Below are 26,002 nucleotides of genomic sequence, written 5' to 3' on the forward strand. Positions count from 1 at the left end.
TATTATGGATATAAACGCATACATAGAATCAGGTATTTTAGAGCTATACGTAGCTGGAAAACTTTCTGAAGAAGAAAATCAGACAGTCTATGAGCTTTTGAAACAATATCCAGAATTGTTACAAGAGGTTTTAGAAATAGAAGCTGCAGTTGTAAAATTAACTGCTGCCGCATCACCAAACGCTGTAGATTTTAAGTCTTTTAAAGATAAATTAAATACCACAGACACAAAAGTTGTAAATCTTAAAGCAAACAAAACAAATTGGATGTCTTACTCCGGTTGGGCAGCTTCAGTTTTATTAGCGGCTGGTTTATTATGGACACTTAACGATACCAATCATTTAAAATCTAACCTACAAACTGTTGAAATTAAAAATCAATATTTAGAGTTACAAATAGAAGCTGCAAAAACCAATTTGGCTGCGGCTAAAAATCTATTAAACGTAATTAGAGATAAAGATATTTTAGCTGTTCCGCTTGGTGGACAAGGCGACTACGCTGCAACTTACTCCAAAGTATATTGGAACAAAAAAGACAATACAATTTACGTAGATGCTCAAGGATTACCTGATGCTCCAGAAGGAAAAGTATGGCAAGTTTGGTCGTTAACTTTAAACCCGTTAACCCCTACTAGTTTAGGAACTATTGACGATTTTAATACCGACGATAATAAAATATTTGCTATTGCTAATACCAACGAAAGTCAGGCATTTGGGATTACTTTAGAGCCAGAAGGCGGAAGTGAATCACCAACTATGGAACAATTATATACACTTGGTATTGTAGCTAGTACACCTTAAAAAGAATAAATTTTATATTAAAAACCACCTTGTAAAACTTGGTGGTTTTTTTATGCGAAATTTTCAAATAATCAACTTGCATAGAGGCTGTTTTATAATTTTACAGTAGTAAACATATGAACTTAATTAAAGTTACTGCTCAATATAAAAAAGGACAAGCATCACTCCTTTTTTGGTAAAGATTATTTTGATGTTATAAATAGGTGATAAAAAAATAGAGATAGAAGTTCTTACTAAAATCCTTACTGTTACAATTTCAATAAAACAATAGTATAATCACTTATAATAACAAAATAGATCTGTTGGAGAGCAGTAGTTATATGGATATCAAAACAGAATTAAACAGCTTAAAAAGCTATTAAAAATAAAAACACCCGCGTATAATACGCAGGTGTTTTTCTAACAAAAATCTCAAAACAGTATAAATAAGAATAACACTACTAATCAATTATTTATACTAAAAACTAACGTTCTTTGTTAGCAATCAACGAAACTCAACCTGCTTCCCGACAGATTAAATTATTTTAAAATTTATAAGTCACTGTTCCTTTTAGGAAAAATGGTGTTCCGGGAGTAAAATGTATTTCTTCAACTGGAGCAGTTTCGCTTTGTAAACGTGATGTGGTTACAAATTGAGTTTCATTCCATTCTACATCAAATAAGTTTTCAATAGCAACACCTAACGTAACATCATTTATAGTATAATTTACATTAAAATCTGTAACAGTATAACCTTTAGCAACTATTGAATTATCTTCATTTGCTGCTCTATCATCTAGATACCTAAGACGTAATCCTCCTGAAAACCCTTTATAATCATCTACAGATATGCCTCCGGTAAGTGTAAAATCTGGAGCTAAAGGAATATAGTTTTGTCCGTCTGGATCGTCAATACTTCTTGCATTTGTAAGTGTTGCATCGGTATCAAAAAATAACCAATCATTCATTTGATAACGCAAACCTAAATCTAAGCCGTAACGTCTAGTTTTTCCACTAGGCTCTACAATACCAGCATCGCCAACATACACAAATTCTTGTTCTAAGTATAAATACCACAGTGCAGAATTTACTACTAATTTTGGGAATGGTTTCCATACGGTTCCTAAGTCTGCACCATAAGATCTTGGTAAAATAGCTTCACCTCCATTAGCAACCACTACTCTAGTATCGTTAGAGTGAAATCCAATTCCAGATTTTAAATACAACTGTAAATTATCTTGAGCATTGTAGTAGAAGTTTAATTTCGGACTCAATAAAACTTTGGTTTGAGACTGTGTGTTATAATCTGTCACTAAAGCATCATTGTACATAAATTTAAAATAATCTAAACGTAATGCCGGCGCCACTTTAAACTTTCCAAATTCAAATTCAGCATTTACAAAAGCATCAATATTTGTTTGATTAATGTCGCCTAATTGAAGGTTTTCTAATGTTGTTGTGCGGTTTAATGTTCTAGACAGTTCTATATCATCAACAATATCATGACGCACACCTAAACCTGTGGTTAAATTAAAAGCGGTAGCACCTAAACGAGTATTATAATTTATAGAGGTATTTACACCAAAAATACTTCGGTCTTCTTGCTGTTTAATTTGATCACCATTAATGGGATCTTCTAAAAAGAAAGTAAAATTTGAGTACAGTTCAAAAGCATAATGCGAATAAAAAGCATTGGTTGTAAAAGTGGTATTATCGTTAATATATTTATCAAATGACACGTTAAAATTGGTGCGTTCGGTTTCGCCGCCTTCAGTAGCATCAATAGCTCCAAAACGATCAATATTTCCATTATCAACTTCTCGTTGCGGAATCTGACCTGAAGCATCCCATCTACTTGTAAAATGAGATGCGGTAAAAGTCAACTTATCATTTTCGGGAGAAAACATGACGTATTTTCCAAAAAGGTTAACACGATTAAAATTTTGTGGAGACTCATAAGGACCATCGGTTGCTAAATATTCGAAAGCCACATAAGCATTCTGGTTTTTTGTAGATTTCATTAAGTCGAATAATCCTACAGTACGCAACGTATTAAATTGTCCTGCAGAAAATGACAGGCTACTTTCTTTTAAATAATCTTTAGTTTCAAAATTCACATAACCAGCAGTATTAAAATCACCTTCTTGTGCGTAGTAACTTCCTTTGCCGAAGTCAATTTTATTAACCGTTTCCGGAATTACAAAATGCAAATCGCTATACCCTTGACCGTGTGCGTGAGACACCATATTTACAGGCATGCCATCAACAGAAATAGATAAATCGGTACCGTGATCAATATCAAATCCACGAAGAAATATTTGCTCTGCTTTTCCACCTCCTGCATGCTGGCCAATAAATAACCCTGGGACTTTACGTAGCACTTCTTGAGAAGAATTTACAGGCGTAATACTTAAATCTAATCTAGAAATAGTGCTTACCGTACTTAATTCTTCGGTAAGAACCATTTCATCTAACTGAAATGCTTTTTCTTGAAGAATAACAGTAGTCATCTTGTGATCTTCTAATTTTATGAGTTGTGTTTTATATCCTAATAATCCAATTCTTAGAGAATCGCCTATTTTGGTTTCTGAAATAATAAACACACCGTTTTCACTAGTATGTGTATGACTTCCTGAAGTTAAATTATAAACATATGCAGCGTCTAAAGGCTGCTTTAGTTCATTTAAAATTAAACCTTTTATATGTTGTGCTTGAGCCGTTATGGAAAAACACCCCATAATGATGAGAGTTAAAATGTGCTTTTTCATAATTATAGTTGGTTAATTTTAGCGATCATATTTGGACCTAATTCGTATAAACTCCCCATTAATTCTTCTTTTAAAAGGATTACAGCATCAGGTTTACCTGCAGCTTTATAAATTTCTGCGGTATGGTATAATGCGTTAGGCTCAAAAGTTTGTCCATCAACATACTTATCAACAATCGCAACGGCTTTATCAACAGCGCCATTTTTAAAGTAGCTCCAAGCTAATAAATCGTAAGAATGTGGTGTTGGTCTGTTTTTAATTTCTTGTTCTGAAATTTCAATAGCACGTTCTGTTAATAATAAATCTTCAGCATATACCAGCACGTTATAAGCGTTATACATCGCCCCATATTGTTTATTCTGAACCGATTTTCTGTAGGCCATTATAAATTCTGACTTTGCAACTTCATCTTTCTTAAATTCAGAAATATCAGCTTTTAATAAATCGTAATCTGGTGCGTAATAGTAAGAAGTCACATGGTTAAGAATGTTTAAAGCTTCTTCAGGATTTTTTTCATAAGAATAAATAATCCAAGCAATTCCTTTTTTTGCATAAGCATCATTAGGATCCAACTCTAAAGCTTTTAAGAAATAGGTATACGATTTTTCAATAGCTCCAGAATGGCCATAAAAATCTGCCAAATTAGTATAGGCCCATTGTTTTGTGCCTTTCATATTTGACGATTCAGCAATAACTGTCGCCTTTTCCATATTAATAATAGCGCCGTCTAAATTGCCTTTATGATCTTCCCATTTTGCTAAACGTATTAAATAATCGAAATCTGATGTATTTTTAAGCGCTTTTAAATACGCCTCAGCATAAATAAAATTCCCTAATTCTAAATACACATCAAATAGCATTTTTTTAGTCCCATTTAATTTATCTCCATTAGCTTCTGCTTGTTTTAAAAGTGATAATGCCTCTTTAAAGCGGTGTTGAGAAATATAGTTGGATGCTAAACTTTTTAAATATGAAGAGTTATTGCCTCCCGACATGTTAAGTGCGGTTAATAAATCACTTTCAGCATTAATTAAATAAGAGATATCTCCGGTAGTATTAAATAATTTCGAATAGGCACTGGCGCGTTTTCCGTAGTAAGGAAATTGTGTTGGAGTGGCCTCTAGTTTGTTGGTCCATAATTCTACATTAGCCATCATTTCGGGGGTGTCAATTGTGGTAGTCATGTAGGTTTTATAATCTTCTTTATGAGTGACTGTTTTAGAATTACAGCTAAAAATAAGTACTAATAAAAAAAGGGGAAGTGTATGTTTTAGTCTCATGATTTGGGGGTAATGGTGAGTTTTTTGGTTTAAAATTATTCTGAAGTGACACACAAGCGCCTCACTTCAGAATAGGTATTAGTAGTTTACCAAGCTGAAGCTAAGTAAGGGAATGACGTTAAAAATTCTTTGTCATTTGCATCTACATTATCATTAGATAATCCTGGGTTTTCAGAGAAATCTTCTCCTCCAAAAATCAATAATAATTCTACCGTAATCACATCATCAGATAAAGCTCTACCTGTTAATACATTGGTACCATCATAAAATGTGGTGGTGCCATCTAAAGACACGTTTAAAACATCTGTAGCTAACAATCCTGTAAATTGTGCCGATGTTAAAGTTAATGCGTTAGCATCGGTTGGCATATTGTATGCAGGACTTAAAGCTTCTAAATTAGTTTGAAACATGGTTTGGAATGCAGCACTTTGTTCCGAAGGAATAGTGGTATTAAAAGTATCTTTTGAATCTGCTGAAACAAATACAGTATTTACTGCTGGTCGTCCCATTTGATCTTCTTGTGCGTAGGTTCCTAAAAAGTTTAAGCCTACATTTTCTGTACTATTATCGTCATCATTACTACAGTTAAAAGCGGTTGCTGATACTAAAATGGCAAGTGCGATATGTTTTATATTATTAAATTTCATCTGTTCTAAATTTTTTAAGATTATTGTTTTCTTTTTGACTCTACCCAAGTATTAATGGTTCCAGAACCTCCAATCATAGATTTTGGAACTTCAACAACTATAGACATTACATTTGTTCCTGCAAAAGTGTCTGAACCAGGACTAGCAAATTCTGTTTCCATACCGCCAATAATTTGACCGTAACGTGCAAAATCCATAAAGAAAGGATCGTCTCTAGGACCTGCAAAAGCTTGAATGCCTCCTGCAGTTGCTACAATTGGAGATGCGCCGTAAGCGGTAATATCTACAACAACTTGATGTGCTGAATCAAATAAAATACTACTGTTTAATCCAGTTTGAGAAGGAGCTTCCGGACCAAAAACATACATTTTACCATCTCTAGCCGTAGCTTGAATAACTAAATCTTCAATATGGTCACCATCAGTATCAATATTAATTTCTACTAATACGTTTTCATCAAACGCGGCGTTTTGCGTATCACTTCCAGCTCCTAAAAGACCTTGCACATTGGCAACAAATGCAATGTTGTTGGTGTCTTCTCCTTGAAAGGCATAGAAATCTGTGATATCACTGGTACCACCTTGTACTGCTGGCGCATCAATATGATCTGCTGCAAATGCAACAAATGATGCAATACCGATGGCTGCTGTTGCCATTAAAATTTTTGTTCTTTTCATAATTTTGAGATTTTGTTAATTATTAGTGTCTCTGTTCTACCTACGAGAAAATGATAGAGGCGGTTTTATATTTTTTTAAAAAAAATAAAATCACGCCCTGTTTAAGAGATAAAAAGTATCTTTATCCTATAATTATAAAGACTATGAATCCATCGGCAAATGGCTGGATAAAAAAATTATTAAAAGAGGCAGACCAGACAGAAAGCGGGATACAACTACCTAAGGCTGATTTTTACAAACACCTTAAACATGCTGGTTTTATTTACGGAACCAATATTGCAGTGGTTAATAATGCTGTAAAAAATTATGATTTTACTAATGAAGAAATTAGCAAAGTCAATCTATTATTGTCTTTTTTATACATTTATAACCAACATAAACCCGAAATAGAGTTTACAGAAAGTGTTTTAAATTTTTATACTGAAGTCGATGAATACAAATCTTCATTTTTTGAAGAATTACTTGGTGAAAAGAAATCTACAGAGCTTTTAGAGTCTATGATTAATAAGCGTGTGCATATTGATGACAACGTATTAACTAAGAATTTTAATTACCTAATTACAAACGCACTCCTTTTTGTTGATGTTTTAGCCTATCAGAATTACCTTAAAAACACACAAGTTTCTAAAGACTACATTAAGAATATTGAAGCCGCTATTGAAACTTCTATAATTACTGTATTTGAATTTAAAAACGAAAAAACAAAGTATGACGAAGGACTTATAAAACTTATTGAATCGTCTTTACGCTACAAAAGCAGTCCGTTATTTACTTATAATGATGTTATTAATTATATAGATGAAGAATTAAGCAAATACTATATTATTGACATTGTGTGTATGGCACTTTGGAGCGATAAAGTAATTGATAATGAAGAGCATCAATTTTTAAAACAACTGACTTCAGATTTAAATTTAGAGACTAAAATCACAGAACAAGCAGTAGAAGATATCAACTGTTTTTATACTGAAAACAAAGATAAAATAGCATTATTAAATGCTAAAAACATGGTGCAGAGTTTTTATGATAACTCTACCAAAATGGTAAGTAAACTTATAAAACGAAATAGCAAACGGCTTTTAAAAGAACTTAGAGAGAGTAAAGAGTTAATGATTTTACTTACAAAATCTACCACAAGACCACTGACTGAAAGCGAACAGAAAAAAATGCAAGATCAATTACTAGATATCTTTAAATCGATACCTAGTTTAGCTATTTTCATGTTACCCGGTGGCGCTATTTTACTTCCTATCTTTATAAAATTTATCCCTAAATTATTACCTTCTGCATTTGATGATAACAGAATCATTGAAGACGACATTCCTAAAATTGAAGAAAAATAAACCTACTCTAACCAGGTTTTAAAATCCTTTACGCGTTCTCGAGCCACAATAATAGCCTCTTCATTATAAATATTCAGTTGTATTTGTAATCTAGAGTTGGTATAACTTACCATATCTTTTATCGCATGGATATTTACAAAAAACTTTCTGCTTGTTCTAAAAAATTGATCCGGATTTAATTCTGCTTCTAACTGCTCTAAAGTATAATCTAATAAATAGCTGCGTTTATCAACCGTATAGGCATAAGTGCCTTTGTTTTCACTGTAAAAACATTCAATAGTATCTATTGATATCAATTTTAAATGCGCACCAACTTTTACTGAAAACCGCTGTTTATACACAGGAGCTTTAGGAGTTATCAACATATTTTTTATCGCATTAAGATCTAAAGTTACCGATTGTTTTTCGGGGATTCTGCTTTTATATTTTTCAACCGCAGTTGCTAAATCAGCATCATCTATCGGTTTTAATAAATAATCAATACTATTCAATTTAAAAGCTTGTAAAGCATAAGCATCGTAAGCTGTGGTAAAAATAACTGCAGATTCTATAGCTATAGCTTCAAAAATTTCAAAAGATAAACCATCACTCAACTGAATATCTAAAAAAATTAAATCGGGATGTTCATGTGTCTCAAACCAAGCAATCGCCTCTTCAACCGAATGTAACATAACTTCAACAGTAATATCTAAAGGCAACAACATACGCTGTAAACGGCGGGCCGATGGTTTTTCGTCTTCTACAATAATAACTCTCATAACTAGTGTTGTTTATCTTTTGCCATAAAGGCTTTAATTTTTTTGTCTTCCCAAGCTTTTCCAAATAATATATCGGGACCAAAAACGCCCAAGCCGTGAAATAGGAGTCCTATTCCCCAAAAAAAAGCGGTACTAAAAGTCGCATATCTAAATACATTTTCGGGATTATTAAAGGCTATAGATCCAATAATAAACAAATTAATAATCACATAAGACGCCAAATGCCAATAAAACCCCACAATTTTATCTACTTTCTTTTTCGCTCTTAAATAAGATGCTTCCTTTTTTATATACGCAGCATCTACCTGATTTTTGGAGGTTGTATAGTTTAAATGTTCCATAATTAATCCCATTTTTTAGTGTGTGATTCCTGTTTCATAAACTGTTCAATCTTACGTTTTTCCCAACCGCGTCCTAAAACACCATCATTTACATACACTTTATACGCATGAAACGCTAACCCCATTCCCCATCCAAATAGCGGAAACCAAAACCATTGAAAGCCCCAAAAGGTTTTATAGTTGATGAAAATTAAAAACGGAATTACAAAACAGTAAGAAATAAGGTTGTAATAAAACTCTTTTAAATTATCTACATGTTGTCTGGCGCGTAAATAACTGTCGCTATATTCATTTGACGTTTGTGCTGTTTTCATAATAGATAAATGTTTGGTAAGCATAGGTATTGCTACAGTAAACAATGAGCTTTGCTGTGATATAGTTACACTTTTATTGGTTAATAATTGGTAGCGTTGTTTAATGTTTTCTAAACCAAAACCACTACTCTTATTTAAAATTTGTTTGGGTTGTAAATTATTTTCTACCACCAAATAGCCCTGAGTATCTTCATAAATTTTAATATGTAAAGGTTTACTACTAGTAACAATATTGTGTTTTACCGCATTTTCTAATAATAACTGAAGCGATAACGGCACCACTTTACTTTCAGCATTTGAGGCTTGCGCCGGAATTTCAAAAATAATACTGTCCTCAAAACGCATTTTTAAAAGCGACATATAAATACGTGCAAAATTAAGCTCCTCGTCAACAGTTACTAAATCCTTGTTTTTTTGTTCTAAAACATAACGATAGACTTTAGATAATGAGGTGGTAAATTTTTGAGCATTATCAGGATTCTCTTCAATTAAACTGGTTAAAACATTTAAACTATTGAATAAAAAATGGGGATCTAATTGATTTTTTAAAGCATCAAACTTAGCACTAGCCGTACCAGCTATAACTTTTTGTTCTTGTATTTTATTTTTCTGATACCGATTATAAAAATATACAATATGAAAAACAATAACAATGCTTAAGGTAATCCACAACCCAAATTGATAATTTCTTAAAGATTCATGAGCAAAAAAGAACGAAAATGATTGGTCAAAAAACACTAAAGAGGTTAAAAGCCGTATTAAAAACAGCCCTGTAAGTGTTAAAACAGTAGAACCGATAATGCCTAAAATAATTCGTTTTTTATAACTATCTGAAGACCAATTACGACGTGCCATATAATCGAAAAAAGTCATATTTGAATAGCCTAAAACAAAACCATACAATTGATAAAACCCAAAATCGATAAAAAAGTCGTTGAGACTCTCATAGTGAAATCCGTCATAAAACAAATTCCCTATCAAATACACAAAGCATCCAATAATAAATGTAATTCCAATATACTTCTTAGATGTTATCATTATAACTATGGGGTTTTAATAGTTGATATTCAATAGTAATACTTTCTCTTTTAAAGTTAGTAAAATCTTGTAATGCTTTTTGTAAATAGTGCCGAAATAGTAAAATAAGCCTGCTGTCTCTTCTCATAATATTTTAAATAGTTGCTGTTTCCTATAAATTATAATACAAATATCTACAGATTGTAAGCATCTAAAAAAAGGAATGCTCCCAACTGTAAATTTTAAGGACTCAATTGTAAATAAGTTATAAAAAGCGAATCAGTAGCTCATTTTTAGGCATAAAAAAAGCACCAATTAAGGTGCTTTTTTATATATAATTGTAAAAGGTGCTTATTTAACATCCATCAATTCTACATCAAAAATTAATGTAGCATCAGCTGGAATTACACCTCCTGCGCCTTTACTTCCGTAACCTAAATCACTAGGAATTACTAAACGGGCTTTATCACCAACGTTTAATAAACAAATTCCTTCATCCCATCCAGAGATCACTTGACCAACTCCTACTTGAAAATCAATAGGTTGCTTACGTTTGTAAGAAGAATCAAAAACAGTTCCGTCTGCTAATTGACCTTTATAGTGTACAGATACTGTTTTACCAGCTTCTGCTTTAGCACCTGTTCCTTTTTGTAAAATTTGGTAACGTAAACCACTTTCAGTTTCTTCAAAACCTACGGCTAGTTTATCTAATTCTGCACGCTTTGCATCACGTTCTTCTGCTATTCTTTTTTCACGAGAACCTTCAAAAGTTCTAAAAGATTCAACAGCATTAAAGTTTTCTGCAGCTGCACCAACTCTAATAATTTCTAAAGTTTCAATAGCATCACCTTGAGCAATAGCATCAACAACATCTTGTCCTTCTACCACTTTACCAAAAACGGTATGCATATTATCTAACCAAGGTGTTTCAATATGAGTGATAAAAAACTGACTTCCGTTAGTTCCTGGTCCTGCATTTGCCATAGATAAAACTCCTGGGCCATCATGCTTTAATTCTGGATGAAACTCATCATCAAATTTATAACCTGCATCTCCTGTTCCTGTGCCTTGAGGACAACCTCCTTGAATCATGAAATCTGGAATTACTCTGTGAAATTTTAATCCATCATAGTAAGGTGTTCCTTGAGATTTTACTGAATTTTCTAAATTCCCTTCAGCTAAAGCTACAAAATTACCAACTGTTCCTGGTGTTTTTTCAAATTCTAAAGCAACTAAAATGTCACCTTTTGTAGTATTAAATTTTGCGTATAAACCGTCTTGCATGTCTGTATATTTATATTTAAAGCTGCAAAGATAGTGAACTTAGTTGAAAATGCACCACTTCAGTATTGTAGTTTGTATCTTGTAATTATTAAAGGTAGTTTTGTAAAAAACATAAAAACTATGAAATCACCCTTCTCAAAATTAAAAGCAGTATTTGGTGGCGCTAAAGCGAAACAACAAGTATCTCAAGAAGATCATACCGAAGCTATTATTAATGATGTAGAAGATACGCCGTTTGCAACTGCAGTGAATAATGTCATGTACGCAGGAATGAGCGAATTGGGGGGATACCATTTTATGAAAACTATAATTATTGGTGGTTTTCATATTAAAACCATAAAAGGCGCGCAATTAACTATTGAAGGTGTGAATTTTACTCTGAAGCTAAATTCTGATATGGTAGAACTAGAGTCTGAAGCTTCAAGTGTTCCCAACAGAAGTGTCACTCAAATAGATTTTCAGATTGAAGAAGCAGATAGCCTAAAAATAAAAAAAGCAGCTATAAAAAATATACTGCTTAGTTGTAAAAAACACCAATTGGAGTTTGTAATATACTCCTCTCCTATTGATGTAACAGAAGAGGAATAGTGTAGGTTTATTATTAATTAGCGACTTCGCTAATAAATTTTATACGATATAAACGTAATTCTTCGTCGTCATAATCGCCGTCAAATTCGTTAATAGCTTCATCTATTTTATCATTTTCAGATTCCATAAAATAGTCATGAATTTCTTCTTGTTGATCTTCATCCAAAACATCATCAATCCAATAATTGATATTTAATTTGGTTCCAGAATACACAATAGCTTCCATTTCTTTTATAAAATCTGGCATTTTCATGCCTTTAGATGATGCAATATCATCTAAGGGTAATTTTCTATCTACATTTTGAATGATATATAGTTTTAATGCCGAATTAGATCCGGTACTTTTCACCACCATATCATCTGGTCTCATAATGTCATTTTCATCAACATATTGAGCGATAAGCTTTACAAAATCTTTTCCGTATTTTTTAGCTTTTCCATCACCAACACCATGTACATTACTTAATTCCTCTAAACTAATAGGGTATTTTAAAGCCATGTCTTCTAAAGATGGATCTTGAAAAATCACAAATGGAGGCACACCTAATTTTTTAGCATTACGTTTTCGCAAGTCTTTAAGCATGGCCATAAGTTTCTCATCCGCAACAGCACCTTCTCCTTTTGCTGCTGTAATAATACTATCGTCATTAATAGTATCAAAAACATGATCTTCAGTCATCATAAATGATGTCGGATTTTCTAAAAAGTCATGTCCAGCTTGTGGTAATCGTAAAACACCATAAGTTTCAATATCTTTTTTAAGAAATCCTGCAACTAAAACCTGGCGAATTAAAGCCATCCAATAGCGTCTGTCATACTGCTTTCCAATACCAAAAAAGGGTTGACCATCAGTTTTATGTGAAGAAATTAAAGCATTTGAACGCCCAATAATCACTTGCACTAAATCTTTAGATTTATATTTTTCATTGGTTTTTTTAACCACATCTAATAAGGTAGCCACATCATTTTGAGCTTCCTTTTGCTTTTTAGGGTGACGTATATTATCATCCATATCACCTCCTTCGCCAGTGTCGTTATCAAACTCTTCACCAAAATAATGCAATATAAATTTACGTCTAGAGACTGAACTTTCAGCAAATGCAACAACTTCTTGTAACAAAGCATGGCCTATTTCCTGTTCTGCAACAGGTTTCCCCGACATAAATTTTTCTAATTTTTCTATATCTTTATAAGCGTAATAAGCCAAACAATGGCCTTCTCCACCATCTCGTCCTGCACGTCCTGTTTCTTGGTAATAACTTTCTATACTTTTTGGAATATCATGATGAATTACAAAACGTACATCTGGTTTATCAATACCCATCCCAAAAGCAATAGTAGCCACTACAACATCGGCATCTTCCATTAAAAACATATCTTGATGTTTTACTCGGGTTTTAGGGTCTAAACCAGCATGATAGGGTACTGCATTAATACCGTTTACTTGTAAAACCTGCGCCAGTTCTTCAACACGTTTTCTACTTAAACAGTATACAATCCCAGACTTACCATCATTACTTTTTATAAATCGGATGATATCAACATCTACATTTTTAGTTTTCGGGCGTACTTCATAATATAAATTTGGTCTATTAAAGGACGCTTTAAAAGTAGTAGCGCCTGTAATATCTAAACTCTTTAAAATATCTTCTTGTACTTTAGGAGTTGCCGTAGCTGTAAGCCCTATTATAGGAATATTATCACCTATACGTTTTATTATATGTCGTAAGTTTCTGTACTCAGGTCTAAAATCATGACCCCATTCGCTAATACAATGCGCTTCATCAACAGCCATAAAAGAGATGGTAACGGTCCGTAAAAACTCAACATGTTCCTCTTTTGTTAACGATTCTGGAGCAACATAAAGCAATTTAGTAACACCATTGGTGATATCTTCTTTAACTTTTCTAACTTCCGTTTTGTTTAAAGATGAATTTAAAACATGTGCAACACCCTCTTCTTTCGAGATCCCTCTAATGGCATCTACTTGATTTTTCATCAACGCAATTAAAGGCGACACAATAATGGCGGTCCCCTCTTGCATTAACGCAGGTAACTGGTAACACATTGATTTACCACCACCTGTAGGCATGATAACAAACGTATCTTTCCCAGAAAGCAGTGTTTCAATAACATCTTTTTGAAGGCCCTTAAACTTTGAAAAACCAAAGTATTGCTTTAGAGCTGCATGTAAGTCAATTTCTTTTATACTCATTAATCCCTATTACTATTTTATATACATTTGCAGAAGACTAAAGATAATAATTTCTTTAGTCGCACCAAACCTAAAATTCAATAAATTTTGAACACTAAAAATTCAATCCTCGATACGGCAAAAAAAACCATCAATTTAGAACGTGATGCTATTGCTAATTTAAACAATTTAATTGACGATGACTTTGCTGAGGCGGTAAATCTTATTTATAACTCTAAAGGTAGGGTAATTATTACAGGAATCGGTAAAAGTGCCATAATTGCCAATAAAATTGTAGCCACTTTAAATTCTACCGGAACTCCTGCTGTATTTATGCATGCTGCAGATGCCATACATGGTGATTTAGGTTTAGTCCTAGAAGATGACGTGGTGATTTGTATTTCTAAAAGTGGAAACACGCCCGAAATAAAGGTATTAGTGCCTTTAATCAAAAATGCTAAAAATAAAATGATTGCCATTACAGGTAATAAAGAGTCCTTTTTAGGACAACAAGCAGACTATATATTAAATGTACATGTCGAAAAAGAAGCTTGCCCTAATAATTTAGCGCCTACCACAAGTACAACGGCTCAATTAGTAATGGGAGATGCTCTGGCAGTGTGTTTATTAGAATTAAGAGAATTTACAAGTAAAGATTTTGCTAAATATCATCCAGGAGGTGCTTTAGGAAAACGTTTATACCTACGTGTTAAAGGCTTATCTTCTGTTAACGAAAAACCTCAAGTAGGCCTTAAAACAAATGTAAAAGAGGTAATTGTTGAAATTACCGAAAAACGCTTAGGGGTAACCGCAGTTGTTGAAGATGGTAAAATTGTAGGAATCATTACCGATGGAGATTTAAGACGTATGTTAACTAAAAATAACGATTTTATACACCTTACGGCGGAAGACATCATGAGCAGCAAGCCTAAATGCATTTCAGAAGACGCTATGGCCGTTGAGGCTATGGAGATTATGGAAAATAATGGCATTTCGCAATTATTGGTAGAAAATAACGACCAATACGCAGGTGTGGTACATATACACGATTTAATTAAAGAAGGAATTATATAATGGCACAAACCACAAATAACGAGATGTCGTTTTTAGATCATCTTGAAGATTTACGTTGGCATTTAATTAGAGCAACATTATCCATACTTATTGGTGGGATTATTGCATTTATATTTAAAGGATTTATTTTTGACGTCATCATTTTTGGCCCTAAACAAATGACATTTCCTACCTATAAATACCTCTGTGATATTGCGACGTTTTTTGGCATAGATTCTACTTTTTGCGCAGAAGAACTGCCTTTTAGAATTCAAAATAGAACGATGGGTGGGCAATTTTCGGCACATATCTGGACCTCAATTTACTCAGGATTAATTATCGCATTCCCGTATGTGATTTATCAATTCTGGAGTTTTATTAGTCCCGGCTTACACGAAACAGAACGCAAGCACTCAAAAGGGTTTATTATTGTAACCTCGCTCCTGTTTTTTACAGGGGTATTATTTGGGTATTACGTAGTAACTCCGCTTTCTATTAACTTTTTAGGAACTTACAATGTAAGTAGCGAAATTTCAAATGAAATTGATATTAGCTCATACATTGCCTTAGTACGCTCATCGGCATTAGCTTCTGGGTTTATTTTTGAGTTGCCTATTATTATTTATTTCCTAACAAAAATCGGTTTAGTAACGCCGGAATTTTTAAGAAAATACAGGAAATTTGCTCTCGTATTAGTTTTAATTCTTTCTGCTGTTATTACACCTCCAGATCTTGCAAGTCAAATTATTGTAGCAATTCCTATATTAATTTTATACCAAGCAAGTATCTACATCTCAAAAATTGTAATTAAAAAACAAAAGAAAAAGACAACAAAAAATGGCTGATATTGTAAACGATTTTAACGCATATCGTGCTAAAATGAATGATAAAATTTTAGACGATAACAACAAAATTATAAAACGTATTTTCAATCTAGATACCAATGCCTTTAAAGCTGGTGCACTAGATGTAAAAACAAAAGAACTTTTAGGCTTAGTAGCCTCAACAGTTTTACGTTGCGATGATTGTATAAAATACCACTTAGAAACCGCTCACAAAGAAGGTTTAAGTCAAGAAGAAGTTAGCGAAGCCTTAGGTATTGCAACACTTGTAGGAGGTACAATTGTAATCCCGCATTTGCGTAAAGCCTATGAATATTGGGAAGCTTTAGAGAACCAAGCAAAATAATAACTCACACTTAAAAAACGGGAAGACAATATTGTCTTCCCGTTTTTTTTTATAAATAATTCATCAATTCGCTTTACCTTTAGTTTCAAGATAAACACAACCTATAGTTTACTAAAATTAATATGCCAGAAACAAATATCAAAATACGCGAAGCTAACAATAATGATTTAGATAATTTAAAATTATTTGAACAAGAGGTTATAGCATATGAACGCCCATTTGCGCCATATTTAAAAAAAGATCCTATTACATATTACAACCTAACAAAACTTATTCAAGACGAAGATGCACATCTACTAGTTGCCCATATAAACGAACAAATTGTAGCTTCTGGATATGCACGTATTTACAACGCTAAGCCTCATAAAAAACATGAAAAATACGCCTACCTAGGGTTTATGTATGTATCACCAGAACATCGAGGAAAAGGAATTAATGGTAAAATAATTGAGGCCTTAATAGATAAAGTAAAAAAAAGAAATGTAACAGAAATTCAATTAGATGTTTATGCCGAAAACACAAGCGCTATAAAGGCTTATAATAAAAAAGGATTTAAACCCGATTTGTTAAAAATGAGGTTAAATACTGAAGATTAAAAAAAACCGCTTAAACCAAGTCACATAACAACAGAACCTAAAATGCTGTTAAAATAGAAAGCAAACACACTTTTAAGTCTATTTTGCAGTTGTATAAAACATATTTTAATCAAATTAAAAATTGTAAATTTGTCATTGTAATGCACAAAAAACGAATATAGCCACGTGAAGTTAAGAACCGAAAATTTAATGAAGTCCTACGGAGGACGTAAAGTTGTAAAAGGAGTATCTCTAGAAGTTAACCAAGGAGAGATTGTAGGATTATTAGGACCTAACGGTGCTGGAAAAACTACGTCTTTTTATATGACAGTAGGATTAATTAAACCTAACGGGGGACATATTTATTTGGACGATACAGATATTACTAAATATCCAATGTACAAACGTGCGCAAAACGGAATTGGGTACTTAGCTCAAGAAGCTTCAGTATTTAGAAAACTCAGTATTGAAGACAATATTTTAAGTGTTTTACAGCTAACTAAAATGTCTAAGAAAGAGCAACTTCATAAAATGGAATCGCTTATTGAAGAGTTTAGTTTAGGACACATTAGAAAAAGTAGAGGAGATTTATTATCTGGTGGGGAACGTCGTAGAACTGAAATTGCACGTGCACTGGCCACCAATCCTAACTTTATTTTATTAGATGAACCTTTTGCTGGGGTAGATCCTGTAGCAGTTGAAGACATCCAACGTATTGTAGCACAATTAACTAAAAAGAATATTGGGATTCTAATTACCGATCACAACGTACAAGAAACTTTAGCGATTACCGATAGAACCTACCTTATGTTTGAAGGGAGTATCTTAAAAGCAGGAATCCCTGAAGATTTAGCAGCAGATGAAATGGTACGTAAAGTGTATTTAGGTCAGAATTTTGAATTGCGTAAAAAGAAAATTCACTTTTAAGACATCAACCTTATTTTTTAACCATTTTCACGATTGCTTTAACGCTACTAAGCACGAGTAAAACGGCAAAGCCAACTCCTAATCCTACAATAAATTCTCTAGCCATATCTGGCCATGAGTCAAGAAAATGATGAAAGGGTAAATACGCGTTGTGTACAAAAATTCCGCCGGCTACCAACAGTAAAGCAATCGTACCAACTACGGCCAAACTTTTAATAACCCAAGGCAAAGCATTTACAAAAAAATGGCCAATACGGCTCGATATACTTTTAGCATTATCACTAATTTTTAGTAAACGATACCCAAAATCATCCATACGCACTATAAGTGCTACAATACCATATACACCTACTGTAGCTAATAAAGCTATAAACGAAACAACCATAATTTGCTCTGTTAATGGCGTTGCTGAGTTTTGTTCTAAAACAGAACCTAAAGCAATAATTACAATTTCAACAGAAAGAATAAAATCGGTGACAATAGCAGATTTTATTTTCTTTTTTTCAATAGTTAATATTTCAGCTTCGGGGATATCTTTCTGAAATGCAGCAACATGTGCTTTCTCATGCGGTACAATAACCTCGTAAATTTTCTCTGCACCTTCATAAGCGAGATAAACACCTCCAAGTACCAAAGCAACATCAATCATCCAAGGTAAAAAAGCACTCAATAAAAAGGCAAGAGGCAAAATAATAAGTTTATTAATCATAGACCCTTTTGTAATGGCCCATAAAACAGGAATTTCTCTAGAAGCGACAAAGCCTGAGGCTTTTTCGGCGTTTACAGCCAAATCATCACCTAAAATTCCGGCAGTCTTTTTAGTAGCCACCTTACTCATTACAGCAACATCATCCATAAGTGCCGCAATATCATCTAATAATGCAAAAAATCCTGATGCCATTTAATGTTGTGTTTTAGTAAATTGTTCTGAAATAACCGAAAGCAATACATAAGCGCCAATAATTAACGGAATGGCTATAAAATGAAATACGAGTAACAACACGATACACAATACGATAAACCCATAACGTAAACGGTTATTAGCAACACTCCAATCTTTAAATTTTAAGGCAAATAATTTAATACTAGAATTTAATAAATAACAACTTAAAAAAGTGAGTGCAATTAAAAACCAAGGATTTAAAATAAAAGCGGCAATAGCATCACTATACTGGTATTTTAAAATTAAAGGTAAAGAGATAATCAACAACGCATTTGCAGGGGTTGGTAACCCTTTAAAATAGGTTTGTTGCTCATCATCTAAATTAAAAACCGCCAAACGGTAGGCAGAAGCTAAAGTGATAAATAAGCCCACAGAAGCCAATAATAAAACCTGAATATCCTGCCAAGGCAAGCTGCTGGTCCAATCTTCTACTGCAGCTGTTTCTAATGTGGTTGATAGCATTTTAAACATCACAATCCCTGGGGCTAAACCACTCGTCACCATATCGGCTAATGAGTCTAATTGCAAACCAAGTTCACTTTGCACATTTAGTTTACGTGCTAGAAGTCCGTCAAAGAAATCAAAAAAGATACCTAAAAACACAAAAATTGCAGTCCCTACAAAATTGTTATTAACGGCAAAAATCACAGCAATTGAGCCACAAAATAAATTAAGAAGCGTCACTAGATTCGGAATTTGCTTTTTAAAAGCCATACTTAAGTTTTTTGTAAAAATAGCAAACTATTTAGCACAAATACAACTCTTATACAATATCTCATTTAAATTACTGTTTAATAGGTTAAAAATATTGTGCATCTTTGTAAAAAATTCTGCTATTGAAAAATTATATCCTTCTCGCTTTTACGCTTATAACAACGATAGTTACAGCACAAACCACTCGTAAATACTCAAATGAATTTATGAATATTGGTGTAGATGCTGCAGCTCTTGGAATGAGTAATGCTGTATCATCGTTTACTGATGATGTGAATGCGGGCTATTGGAATCCTGCGGGATTAGTTAATTTAGAGGATAACCAACTCGCCTTAATGCACTCTAGTTATTTTGCAAATATTGCCAATTACAACTATATCGCTTACGGAATGCCTTTAGATAAAGAAAGCGCTATTGGGATATCATTAATTAGATTTGGAGTCGATGACATTTTAGATACCACACAATTAATTGACGATCAAGGAAACATTAACTACGACCGTATTGAATTATTTTCAACAGCCGATTACGGATTAACATTTTCCTACGCTAGAAAACTTAAATTTGAAGGATTTAGCTACGGGGTAAACGCCAAAGTGATCCGCCGTATTATTGGAGATTTCGCCTCGTCTTGGGGCTTTGGTTTAGATGCCGGAGTGCAATTTGAATCAAAAAACAATTGGAAATTTGGAATCATGGCGAGAGATATCACCACAACATTTAATGCGTGGACGATTAATGAAGATAAATTTGCACAAATTAGCGGTGCTATTGATGGCGAAAACCAAACGCTTCCAGAAACTACTGAACTTACCATTCCTAAACTTCAAATAGGAATGTCTAAAAAATTTATATTCCACTACGATTATTCTCTCTTAACGGCTTTAGATTTAAATGTGCGTTTTGAACAAAATAACGATGTGTTTTCAACATCGGTAGCTAGTATAAACCCAGCTTTAGGGTTTGAATTTGGCTATACCGACCTTGTGTTTTTAAGAGCTGGGGTAGGAAATTTTCAAAATGAAGTACAATTTGATGATTCTGAATCGGTAACCTTTCAACCTAATTTTGGGGTCGGTTTTAAATATAGAGGAATTCAAATAGATTATGCCTTTACAGATATAGGGGACCAAAGTGCCGCCTTATACTCTAATGTATTTTCTTTAAAACTTGATTTTAGTATTTTTAGATAATGAAAAAAGCCTTACTTGCCATAGGTTCCGGACTGCTGCTAGCATTAGGATGGCCAACTTACGGAATGCCCCTACTCCTGTTTTTTGCCTTTGTACCCTTACTTTTTGTAGAACATAGCATTAGAAATTCAGAAATAAAACATAAAAAACTAACTGTTTTCGGACTTTCATACCTCAGTTTTTTTATCTGGAATTATATCACCACAAATTGGCTACAATATGCAGATCCTTTTGGTGCTAGTTTTGCTATTTTAGTCAACTCAGCATTAATGGCAGCTATTATTGTCATGTACCACAGCATATCAAAACGCACCACAACCAACAAAGCGCTTATATTTTTAATCGCCCTTTGGATCGCTTTTGAAAAACTACACTTAGGTTGGGAATTTTCTTGGCCGTGGCTAAATTTAGGAAACGGATTTTCAGAATACTATACCTGGATACAATGGTACGAATACACAGGAACCTTTGGAGGCACACTTTGGATATGGTTGGTAAACATTTTAGTCTTCAAATCACTTGTAAATACCACTAAAACCGAATTAAAACAGTTTTTAAAACCATTAGCTGTAAAAGTGATATTACTTATTGGCTTACCTATTGCCGCGTCTTTAATCAGATACAACACCTACACCAACCAAGGGGATACAGTACAAGTAATCGCTATACAACCAAATATTGATCCTTACGGAGACAAATACAGCAAAACAAACATACAGTTTGCCGATCTACTATTAGAATTAGCAGAGACTAAAATCACAGATAGCACCGATTTTATCTTAGCACCCGAAACCTATTTTGCCGATAATATTAGAGTCAAACAATTTGATAACAGTTTGCTAAAACACAAGCTGAAAAGCTATGTGAGCGAACATCCTAACCTAAATATTCTAACGGGCGTATCCTTTATTAATTTTATTCATAATAAAGCAGATGTAAAACCACAGTCTAATCAACTAAAGGACAACCTGTGGTATGACGATTATAACTCGGCCATATTAATTAATAGCGCTAATGATGTTGCGGTATATAATAAATCCAAATTAGTCGTTGGGGTTGAAAACTTCCCGTATCAAAGTATTTTAAAACCTCTTATAGGAGACAAAATGATTGATCTTGGAGGAACTGTAGCCATGAAAACCACACAAGATTACAGAACGGTATTTACCGGAACAAATCCTAAATTTAAAGCGGCACCTATTATTTGTTACGAATCTGTTTATGGGGAGTTTGTCACAGAATATGCCAGAAATGGGGCTAACTTTTTAGCAATTATTACTAACGATGCTTGGTGGAATAATACCCAAGGACACAAACAACATTTAAGTTTGGCAAGATTACGCGCTATTGAAACACGTCGCGATGTAGTACGTAGTGCAAACACAGGTATTTCAGCCATTATAAACGCCAAAGGTGATATTGTAAAACAGTTAGAATATGACACCCAAGGGGCTTTAGCGGGAGAAATCACAACAAACAACACCCTAACAGTTTATACCAAAGTAGGAGATCTAATTGCAAGAATGAGCATTTTTGTAATGTTAGGAATTTTATGTATTGCCTATTTCAGAAAAAAGAAAACCACCTAATCAACCTCACTAAAATTACTGGCCTCTATAATAGAGTACTGCGCTTAGTGTTTTTACAATAATATTAAGGTCTAAAAAGAAACTACGATGTTTAATATAATACAAATCGTATTGTAATTTCATCAAACTATCATCCACCGATCCACCGTAACGTGTACTCACCTGTGCCCAACCGGTTAAACCGGGTTTTATAATATGACGGGTTTCGTAAAAAGGAATCACTTTAGAAAGCTCATTAACAAAATACGGACGTTCTGGTCGCGGACCAATAACACTCATATCGCCTTTTAAAACATTGATAAACTGCGGAATCTCATCCAAACGAGAACGACGTAAAAACATTCCAAAAGGAGTAACTCGTGAATCGTTTTTTTTCGCCCACTCTGCTTTGCCTGGAGCTTCTGCATTAATAACCATACTCCGCATTTTTATAATCTTAAAAGGTTCGCCATTTTTCCCTACACGTTCTTGAGTATAAAATAATGGGCCACGGTTACCTAGCAGGTTTCCAATATAAAAAAGGGGTAAAATCAATACCAAAAAAGATAAACCGACTAATGAAAATAGCACATCAAACGTACGCTGAAATAATAAATACAACTTGTTTTGATTGCTACGACTAAACGGAAAATACTTGTAAAAATCTTTCCCAACAAACTGAATAGGCACACGGTGTGTGATGTCTTCATAAACTTGTGTAAATTCTCTTATGGTAAACCCACGCTCTAACAGCAACATTAAATCGTGATAAATCTCTGGAGTGATACTTTCAGAATTATAACTCGCCACTAAAATCTCAGAAATCTGTTCATCCTTAATAACTTGTAATAGAGATGCTGGAGGGTATTCTTTTAAATCTTTAAACGTAATAGGAGCTTCAGAAACAGCTTCACAATTAATAAAACCTACAATTTGATAATTGGGATCGGCGGCTTTTAACGGGGTTATAATATGATCAATATTTGATATTTCGCCTACTAATAATATTTTTTTATAAAATCGTGGTGTAGCTATCAGCTGCACATAAGCCAAACGCCATAAAAAAATCATCCCCACAATAACGCCGTAAAAGTAGAAAATATGTAAGCGCTTTACAGGTAAAAAAGGAGTGAAAAAGGGCGTTAATAAATAAAATAATACGGTTACAGATCCTGTAAGAATAATATTTTTAAATGTAACATCTAAAGCACTAGCCTTACGGAGATCATATAGTTCAAAAACAGTTCCAAAAATGCTAATATAAAATACTAACACAAATAAAGGCACAATATCAGCTTCGCATAGCGACAAATACTTAAAGTCCAAGAAATATTCTAACAAGAATAATCCTATAAAAACAAAAACGACATCAAATAAACGTAGTAAAATTTTCCGTTCAGAGACTTCAAAATGAATACCTCTTTTAGTGTTATTCATAAACCATTATTAATCCTTTAGGGTATAAATATAGTAATATATCTGGCATGTGTTAACATTTTATTGAGATAACACAGACTTCCACAATGACTTAACAACAGTCCAATCAAAGGCTTCTACTTTTTCACGTCCCTTTAAGATCAGTTCGGTTCTTAATAACCTATTGGTATACAACTCAATAATAGCAGCAACCATAGCATCAGCATCATCTGGAGCAACAAGTAAACCATCTTTTTTATCGCTAATAAGATACGGCATACCACCTACATTTGTCGATACAATAGGTAAACCTAAGGCCATAGCTTCAATAACACTTACCGGAGTATTATCAATATGCGTGGTGTTTATAAAAATATTATAGGATACCGATAAGTGCCGCCATGCGGTCTTACTAAGTTTCCCTGTAAACCTTACAGAAACGTCTAAATCTGTAGCTAACGCTTTTACAGACTCCAAACTACCGTCTCCAGTATCGGGTCCTACCATACATAACGACGCATCATAACCTTGATCTTGTAACTTTTTTAAAACAGTAACGGCCAATTCAGGATTGTAGATTTTAGACAGTGAACGAACCCACAACAAACGAATAGTGGCATAAGATCTTTGGGTAAATTCATACTGCTCTAGTGCAATGGTATTAGGTATAAACTGCACATTAGTATACCCATAAGTACTAAAGGTATGTTGCAAAAAAAGAGAAGGAGACACATTCACTTTAGCGTGTGAAAACACAAGTTGACTCATCAAAGCACTATGTTTTAAACGCGACTCCAAATTCCCGCCCTTTAAACTTGGTATATAAGGCATTTTAAACAACCTACACAACTGACTAATCACTAATGCAAAATAAAAATTCTGAGTACTATACGTATCAATAATTACGACATCTACAATCTTTCGATACTTAAAAAACGTAAAGACCATATCTAAAAGGCGCTTCACCTTGTTTAGTTGGTTTGAAGCATAATATACCTTATAATCTTCAGTCTCTAATAAAGCACCTAAAGTTTGTATAGATGATACATTACTGTGCTTACTTTTTAAGTTGTTGCCTATGTATAGGACGTTTGTCATTCTTAATATTTAAAAGTGTTAAAGCATATATAAATGAAGGCGCAGCAATACGCATTCCGGAGTGATTAATAGTGGCAAACCAAAAACATAAAAAGGCATAAAAGAAAACATTTTTTTTATGATGTGAATAATAGATGATAGGCGTAAAAATTAAAATGAGTAATATAATAATACCTAGCAACCCATGTTCAGCCAATAAACGCCCCACTTCATTATGAGAAGGCAAATCCACACCGGTCCGTTCAGCTCTCATGTCTTTTACGCGACTTGCACCAATACCTATAAAAGGACTTTCTACAAAGCCATCAAGCGCATCAACAAACAAATCCAAGCGTCCAGTAGAGATATCCCCTTTTTCACGGCCTAAAGCATCCTCATTAGCATAACGCTTATCAATCAACCCCATTGTTTGTGTAGAACTGATAACCCAGGTCATACTAGCGCCTAAAACTAACAAAACTAATGAGCCCGTAATTTGAGTTTTATGCCTTGATGAGGCCCTAAAAAACAAACTCCATAAAAAAGCACCTATAACTATAATGGCGGCAAAAATACCCCCACGACTAAAGGTAACAATAGCCCTAAAGCTCATAGCGCCTAATAAGGTTAAATTAAATAGTTTAGACAGAAAACTAGGTGATCTTAAAAATAAACGCACCACCATAATAAACATCCCTAAACCTAAAATAGTAGACACTTGATTAGGACCAAAACCTCCTGAGGCAGCTGAGTTGGAGGCGGTACCTGATAAGGCATCTTTAATACTGGGATTGTATAAAAACAAATACACCGTTGTGGATACTAATGGCAATAACATATAAATTAGCACGTCCATAAGTTGTTTAAAGGTCACCTTACGGTCCATACAAAATAACGCGGCAATACATAAACACACAGGGCCACTTAATACAAAAATAACACTGTTTCTAAAATTAGTCTCTAATCTTAAGGTCACCGAAGCGACAAAAACAGAGGGAATTAATAAAATAAGGCATATAAAATAGGGATAAGCTTTACCAGATATGCCTTTGTAAAAAATCCCTATACTCATAAACAGAATCACAAGATACTTTGAGGCTTCATAAGCCAAACTTCCTTTAGTCATCCTAAACAATACCTCTGCACCTGTTAGGTATGCACACCCTAACAGCACGTTCATAGTTTGCTCGCGAGGTTTAGAGTTGAGGATCTTCCATAAAAAATAACCTAATACAATTACAAAATACACTTTACCTAATGGCCTATACATAAGCAAAAGCACCCCTATCAGCACATGTAATAAAAGGAGCTTTAAATATGACTTTTCAGCGGTTATGTAGGCTAGCGCTTTTCGCAAAT

General features: G+C 33.6%; 24 protein-coding genes. 10 read left to right on the forward strand and 14 right to left on the reverse strand.

Annotation, left to right across the window (positions count from 1 at the left end; all coding sequences use genetic code 11):
• Positions 1-4 precede the first annotated feature (4 nt).
• Positions 5-799, forward strand: a complete 795-nt coding sequence (locus ACU4C5_RS01095) for an anti-sigma factor (RefSeq protein ID WP_446845211.1) — start codon at positions 5-7, stop codon at positions 797-799.
• 524 nt (positions 800-1,323) lie between these two features.
• On the opposite strand, the gene ACU4C5_RS01100 is transcribed toward ACU4C5_RS01095, so the two are convergent.
• From ACU4C5_RS01100 to ACU4C5_RS01115, 4 genes are all read right to left on the reverse strand, one after another.
• On the reverse strand, positions 1,324-3,546 hold the full coding sequence (locus ACU4C5_RS01100; protein ID WP_446845212.1) for a TonB-dependent receptor: 2,223 nt from the start codon (positions 3,544-3,546) through the stop codon (positions 1,324-1,326).
• A 2-nt stretch (positions 3,547-3,548) separates the two neighbouring features.
• Positions 3,549-4,730, reverse strand: coding sequence for a tetratricopeptide repeat protein (locus tag ACU4C5_RS01105; RefSeq protein ID WP_446845213.1), 1,182 nt, complete (start codon positions 4,728-4,730; stop codon positions 3,549-3,551).
• A gap of 182 nt (positions 4,731-4,912) precedes the next feature.
• A complete protein-coding gene (locus ACU4C5_RS01110; RefSeq protein WP_446845214.1) occupies positions 4,913-5,473 on the reverse strand; it encodes a DUF4331 family protein in 561 nt (186 codons plus the stop codon).
• Positions 5,474-5,493: 20 nt separating this feature from the next.
• Positions 5,494-6,150 (reverse strand): DUF4331 family protein, encoded by a 657-nt coding sequence (locus ACU4C5_RS01115; protein WP_446845215.1) that lies wholly within the window; start codon positions 6,148-6,150, stop codon positions 5,494-5,496.
• Between the two features lie 143 nt (positions 6,151-6,293).
• Here ACU4C5_RS01115 and ACU4C5_RS01120 point away from each other — a divergent pair, with 143 nt between their 5' ends.
• Complete coding sequence (locus tag ACU4C5_RS01120) at positions 6,294-7,493, forward strand: LETM1-related biofilm-associated protein (RefSeq protein ID WP_446845216.1); 1,200 nt, start codon at positions 6,294-6,296, stop codon at positions 7,491-7,493.
• A gap of 2 nt (positions 7,494-7,495) precedes the next feature.
• On the opposite strand, the gene ACU4C5_RS01125 is transcribed toward ACU4C5_RS01120, so the two are convergent.
• The 4 genes from ACU4C5_RS01125 to ACU4C5_RS01140 all read right to left on the reverse strand — a co-directional run bounded on the left by ACU4C5_RS01125 (position 7,496) and on the right by ACU4C5_RS01140 (position 11,207).
• The gene (locus ACU4C5_RS01125) at positions 7,496-8,251 is read right to left on the reverse strand and encodes a LytR/AlgR family response regulator transcription factor (RefSeq protein WP_446845217.1); all 756 of its coding nucleotides are present in this window, start codon (positions 8,249-8,251) and stop codon (positions 7,496-7,498) included.
• A gap of 2 nt (positions 8,252-8,253) precedes the next feature.
• Entirely contained in the window at positions 8,254-8,592 is a 339-nt protein-coding gene (locus ACU4C5_RS01130; protein WP_446845218.1) for a 2TM domain-containing protein, read from the reverse strand.
• 2 nt (positions 8,593-8,594) lie between these two features.
• On the reverse strand, positions 8,595-9,944 hold the full coding sequence (locus tag ACU4C5_RS01135) for a histidine kinase (protein WP_446845219.1): 1,350 nt from the start codon (positions 9,942-9,944) through the stop codon (positions 8,595-8,597).
• Positions 9,945-10,274: 330 nt separating this feature from the next.
• The gene (locus ACU4C5_RS01140; protein ID WP_446845220.1) at positions 10,275-11,207 is read right to left on the reverse strand and encodes a peptidylprolyl isomerase; all 933 of its coding nucleotides are present in this window, start codon (positions 11,205-11,207) and stop codon (positions 10,275-10,277) included.
• A 120-nt stretch (positions 11,208-11,327) separates the two neighbouring features.
• On the opposite strand from ACU4C5_RS01140, the gene ACU4C5_RS01145 reads away from it, so the two are divergent.
• On the forward strand, positions 11,328-11,795 hold the full coding sequence (locus ACU4C5_RS01145; RefSeq protein ID WP_446845221.1) for a hypothetical protein: 468 nt from the start codon (positions 11,328-11,330) through the stop codon (positions 11,793-11,795).
• A gap of 13 nt (positions 11,796-11,808) precedes the next feature.
• Here the strand turns inward: ACU4C5_RS01145 and ACU4C5_RS01150 are convergent, their stop codons facing one another.
• On the reverse strand, positions 11,809-14,010 hold the full coding sequence (locus ACU4C5_RS01150) for a RecQ family ATP-dependent DNA helicase (RefSeq protein WP_446845222.1): 2,202 nt from the start codon (positions 14,008-14,010) through the stop codon (positions 11,809-11,811).
• Between the two features lie 87 nt (positions 14,011-14,097).
• Here ACU4C5_RS01150 and ACU4C5_RS01155 point away from each other — a divergent pair, with 87 nt between their 5' ends.
• From ACU4C5_RS01155 to lptB, 5 genes are all read left to right on the forward strand, one after another.
• The gene (locus ACU4C5_RS01155) at positions 14,098-15,063 is read left to right on the forward strand and encodes a KpsF/GutQ family sugar-phosphate isomerase (protein ID WP_446845223.1); all 966 of its coding nucleotides are present in this window, start codon (positions 14,098-14,100) and stop codon (positions 15,061-15,063) included.
• On the forward strand, positions 15,063-15,887 hold the full coding sequence (gene tatC, locus ACU4C5_RS01160; protein WP_446845224.1) for a twin-arginine translocase subunit TatC: 825 nt from the start codon (positions 15,063-15,065) through the stop codon (positions 15,885-15,887). Before ACU4C5_RS01155 ends, tatC begins: the two co-directional genes overlap by 1 nt.
• Positions 15,880-16,230 carry a carboxymuconolactone decarboxylase family protein gene (locus ACU4C5_RS01165; protein WP_446845225.1) on the forward strand — a complete coding sequence of 117 codons (351 nt, stop codon included), beginning with the start codon at positions 15,880-15,882 and terminating at the stop codon, positions 16,228-16,230. The genes tatC and ACU4C5_RS01165 overlap by 8 nt, the downstream gene beginning before the upstream one ends.
• Before the next feature lie 122 nt (positions 16,231-16,352).
• A complete protein-coding gene (locus ACU4C5_RS01170) occupies positions 16,353-16,826 on the forward strand; it encodes a GNAT family N-acetyltransferase (RefSeq protein ID WP_446845226.1) in 474 nt (157 codons plus the stop codon).
• Between the two features lie 165 nt (positions 16,827-16,991).
• Complete coding sequence (lptB, locus tag ACU4C5_RS01175) at positions 16,992-17,732, forward strand: LPS export ABC transporter ATP-binding protein (RefSeq protein WP_446845227.1); 741 nt, start codon at positions 16,992-16,994, stop codon at positions 17,730-17,732.
• Between the two features lie 10 nt (positions 17,733-17,742).
• Here lptB and ACU4C5_RS01180 read toward each other — a convergent pair whose 3' ends face one another.
• Together ACU4C5_RS01180 and ACU4C5_RS01185 are read right to left on the reverse strand one after the other, a co-directional pair.
• The gene (locus ACU4C5_RS01180) at positions 17,743-18,633 is read right to left on the reverse strand and encodes a DUF808 domain-containing protein (RefSeq protein WP_446845228.1); all 891 of its coding nucleotides are present in this window, start codon (positions 18,631-18,633) and stop codon (positions 17,743-17,745) included.
• Positions 18,634-19,389, reverse strand: coding sequence for a CDP-alcohol phosphatidyltransferase family protein (locus ACU4C5_RS01185; protein ID WP_446845229.1), 756 nt, complete (start codon positions 19,387-19,389; stop codon positions 18,634-18,636). It lies immediately after the preceding gene.
• 122 nt (positions 19,390-19,511) lie between these two features.
• Between ACU4C5_RS01185 and ACU4C5_RS01190 the strand changes: the two genes are divergently transcribed.
• Positions 19,512-20,582 carry a putative type IX sorting system protein PorV2 gene (locus tag ACU4C5_RS01190; protein ID WP_446845230.1) on the forward strand — a complete coding sequence of 357 codons (1,071 nt, stop codon included), beginning with the start codon at positions 19,512-19,514 and terminating at the stop codon, positions 20,580-20,582.
• On the forward strand, positions 20,582-22,171 hold the full coding sequence (gene lnt / locus ACU4C5_RS01195; protein ID WP_446845232.1) for an apolipoprotein N-acyltransferase: 1,590 nt from the start codon (positions 20,582-20,584) through the stop codon (positions 22,169-22,171). The genes ACU4C5_RS01190 and lnt overlap by 1 nt, the downstream gene beginning before the upstream one ends.
• Before the next feature lie 15 nt (positions 22,172-22,186).
• Here lnt and ACU4C5_RS01200 read toward each other — a convergent pair whose 3' ends face one another.
• From ACU4C5_RS01200 to ACU4C5_RS01210, 3 genes are read right to left on the reverse strand one after another with little or no spacing between them, the layout of a single operon-like run.
• Positions 22,187-23,587 carry a sugar transferase gene (locus ACU4C5_RS01200; RefSeq protein ID WP_446845233.1) on the reverse strand — a complete coding sequence of 467 codons (1,401 nt, stop codon included), beginning with the start codon at positions 23,585-23,587 and terminating at the stop codon, positions 22,187-22,189.
• Between the two features lie 60 nt (positions 23,588-23,647).
• Positions 23,648-24,664: a glycosyltransferase family 4 protein gene (locus ACU4C5_RS01205; protein ID WP_446845234.1), complete on the reverse strand. Its 1,017-nt coding sequence runs from the start codon at positions 24,662-24,664 to the stop codon at positions 23,648-23,650.
• On the reverse strand, positions 24,624-26,000 hold the full coding sequence (locus ACU4C5_RS01210) for an O-antigen ligase family protein (RefSeq protein WP_446845235.1): 1,377 nt from the start codon (positions 25,998-26,000) through the stop codon (positions 24,624-24,626). The genes ACU4C5_RS01205 and ACU4C5_RS01210 overlap by 41 nt, the downstream gene beginning before the upstream one ends.
• Positions 26,001-26,002 lie beyond the last annotated feature (2 nt).

The sequence above is a fragment of the Lacinutrix undariae genome (assembly GCF_052934785.1).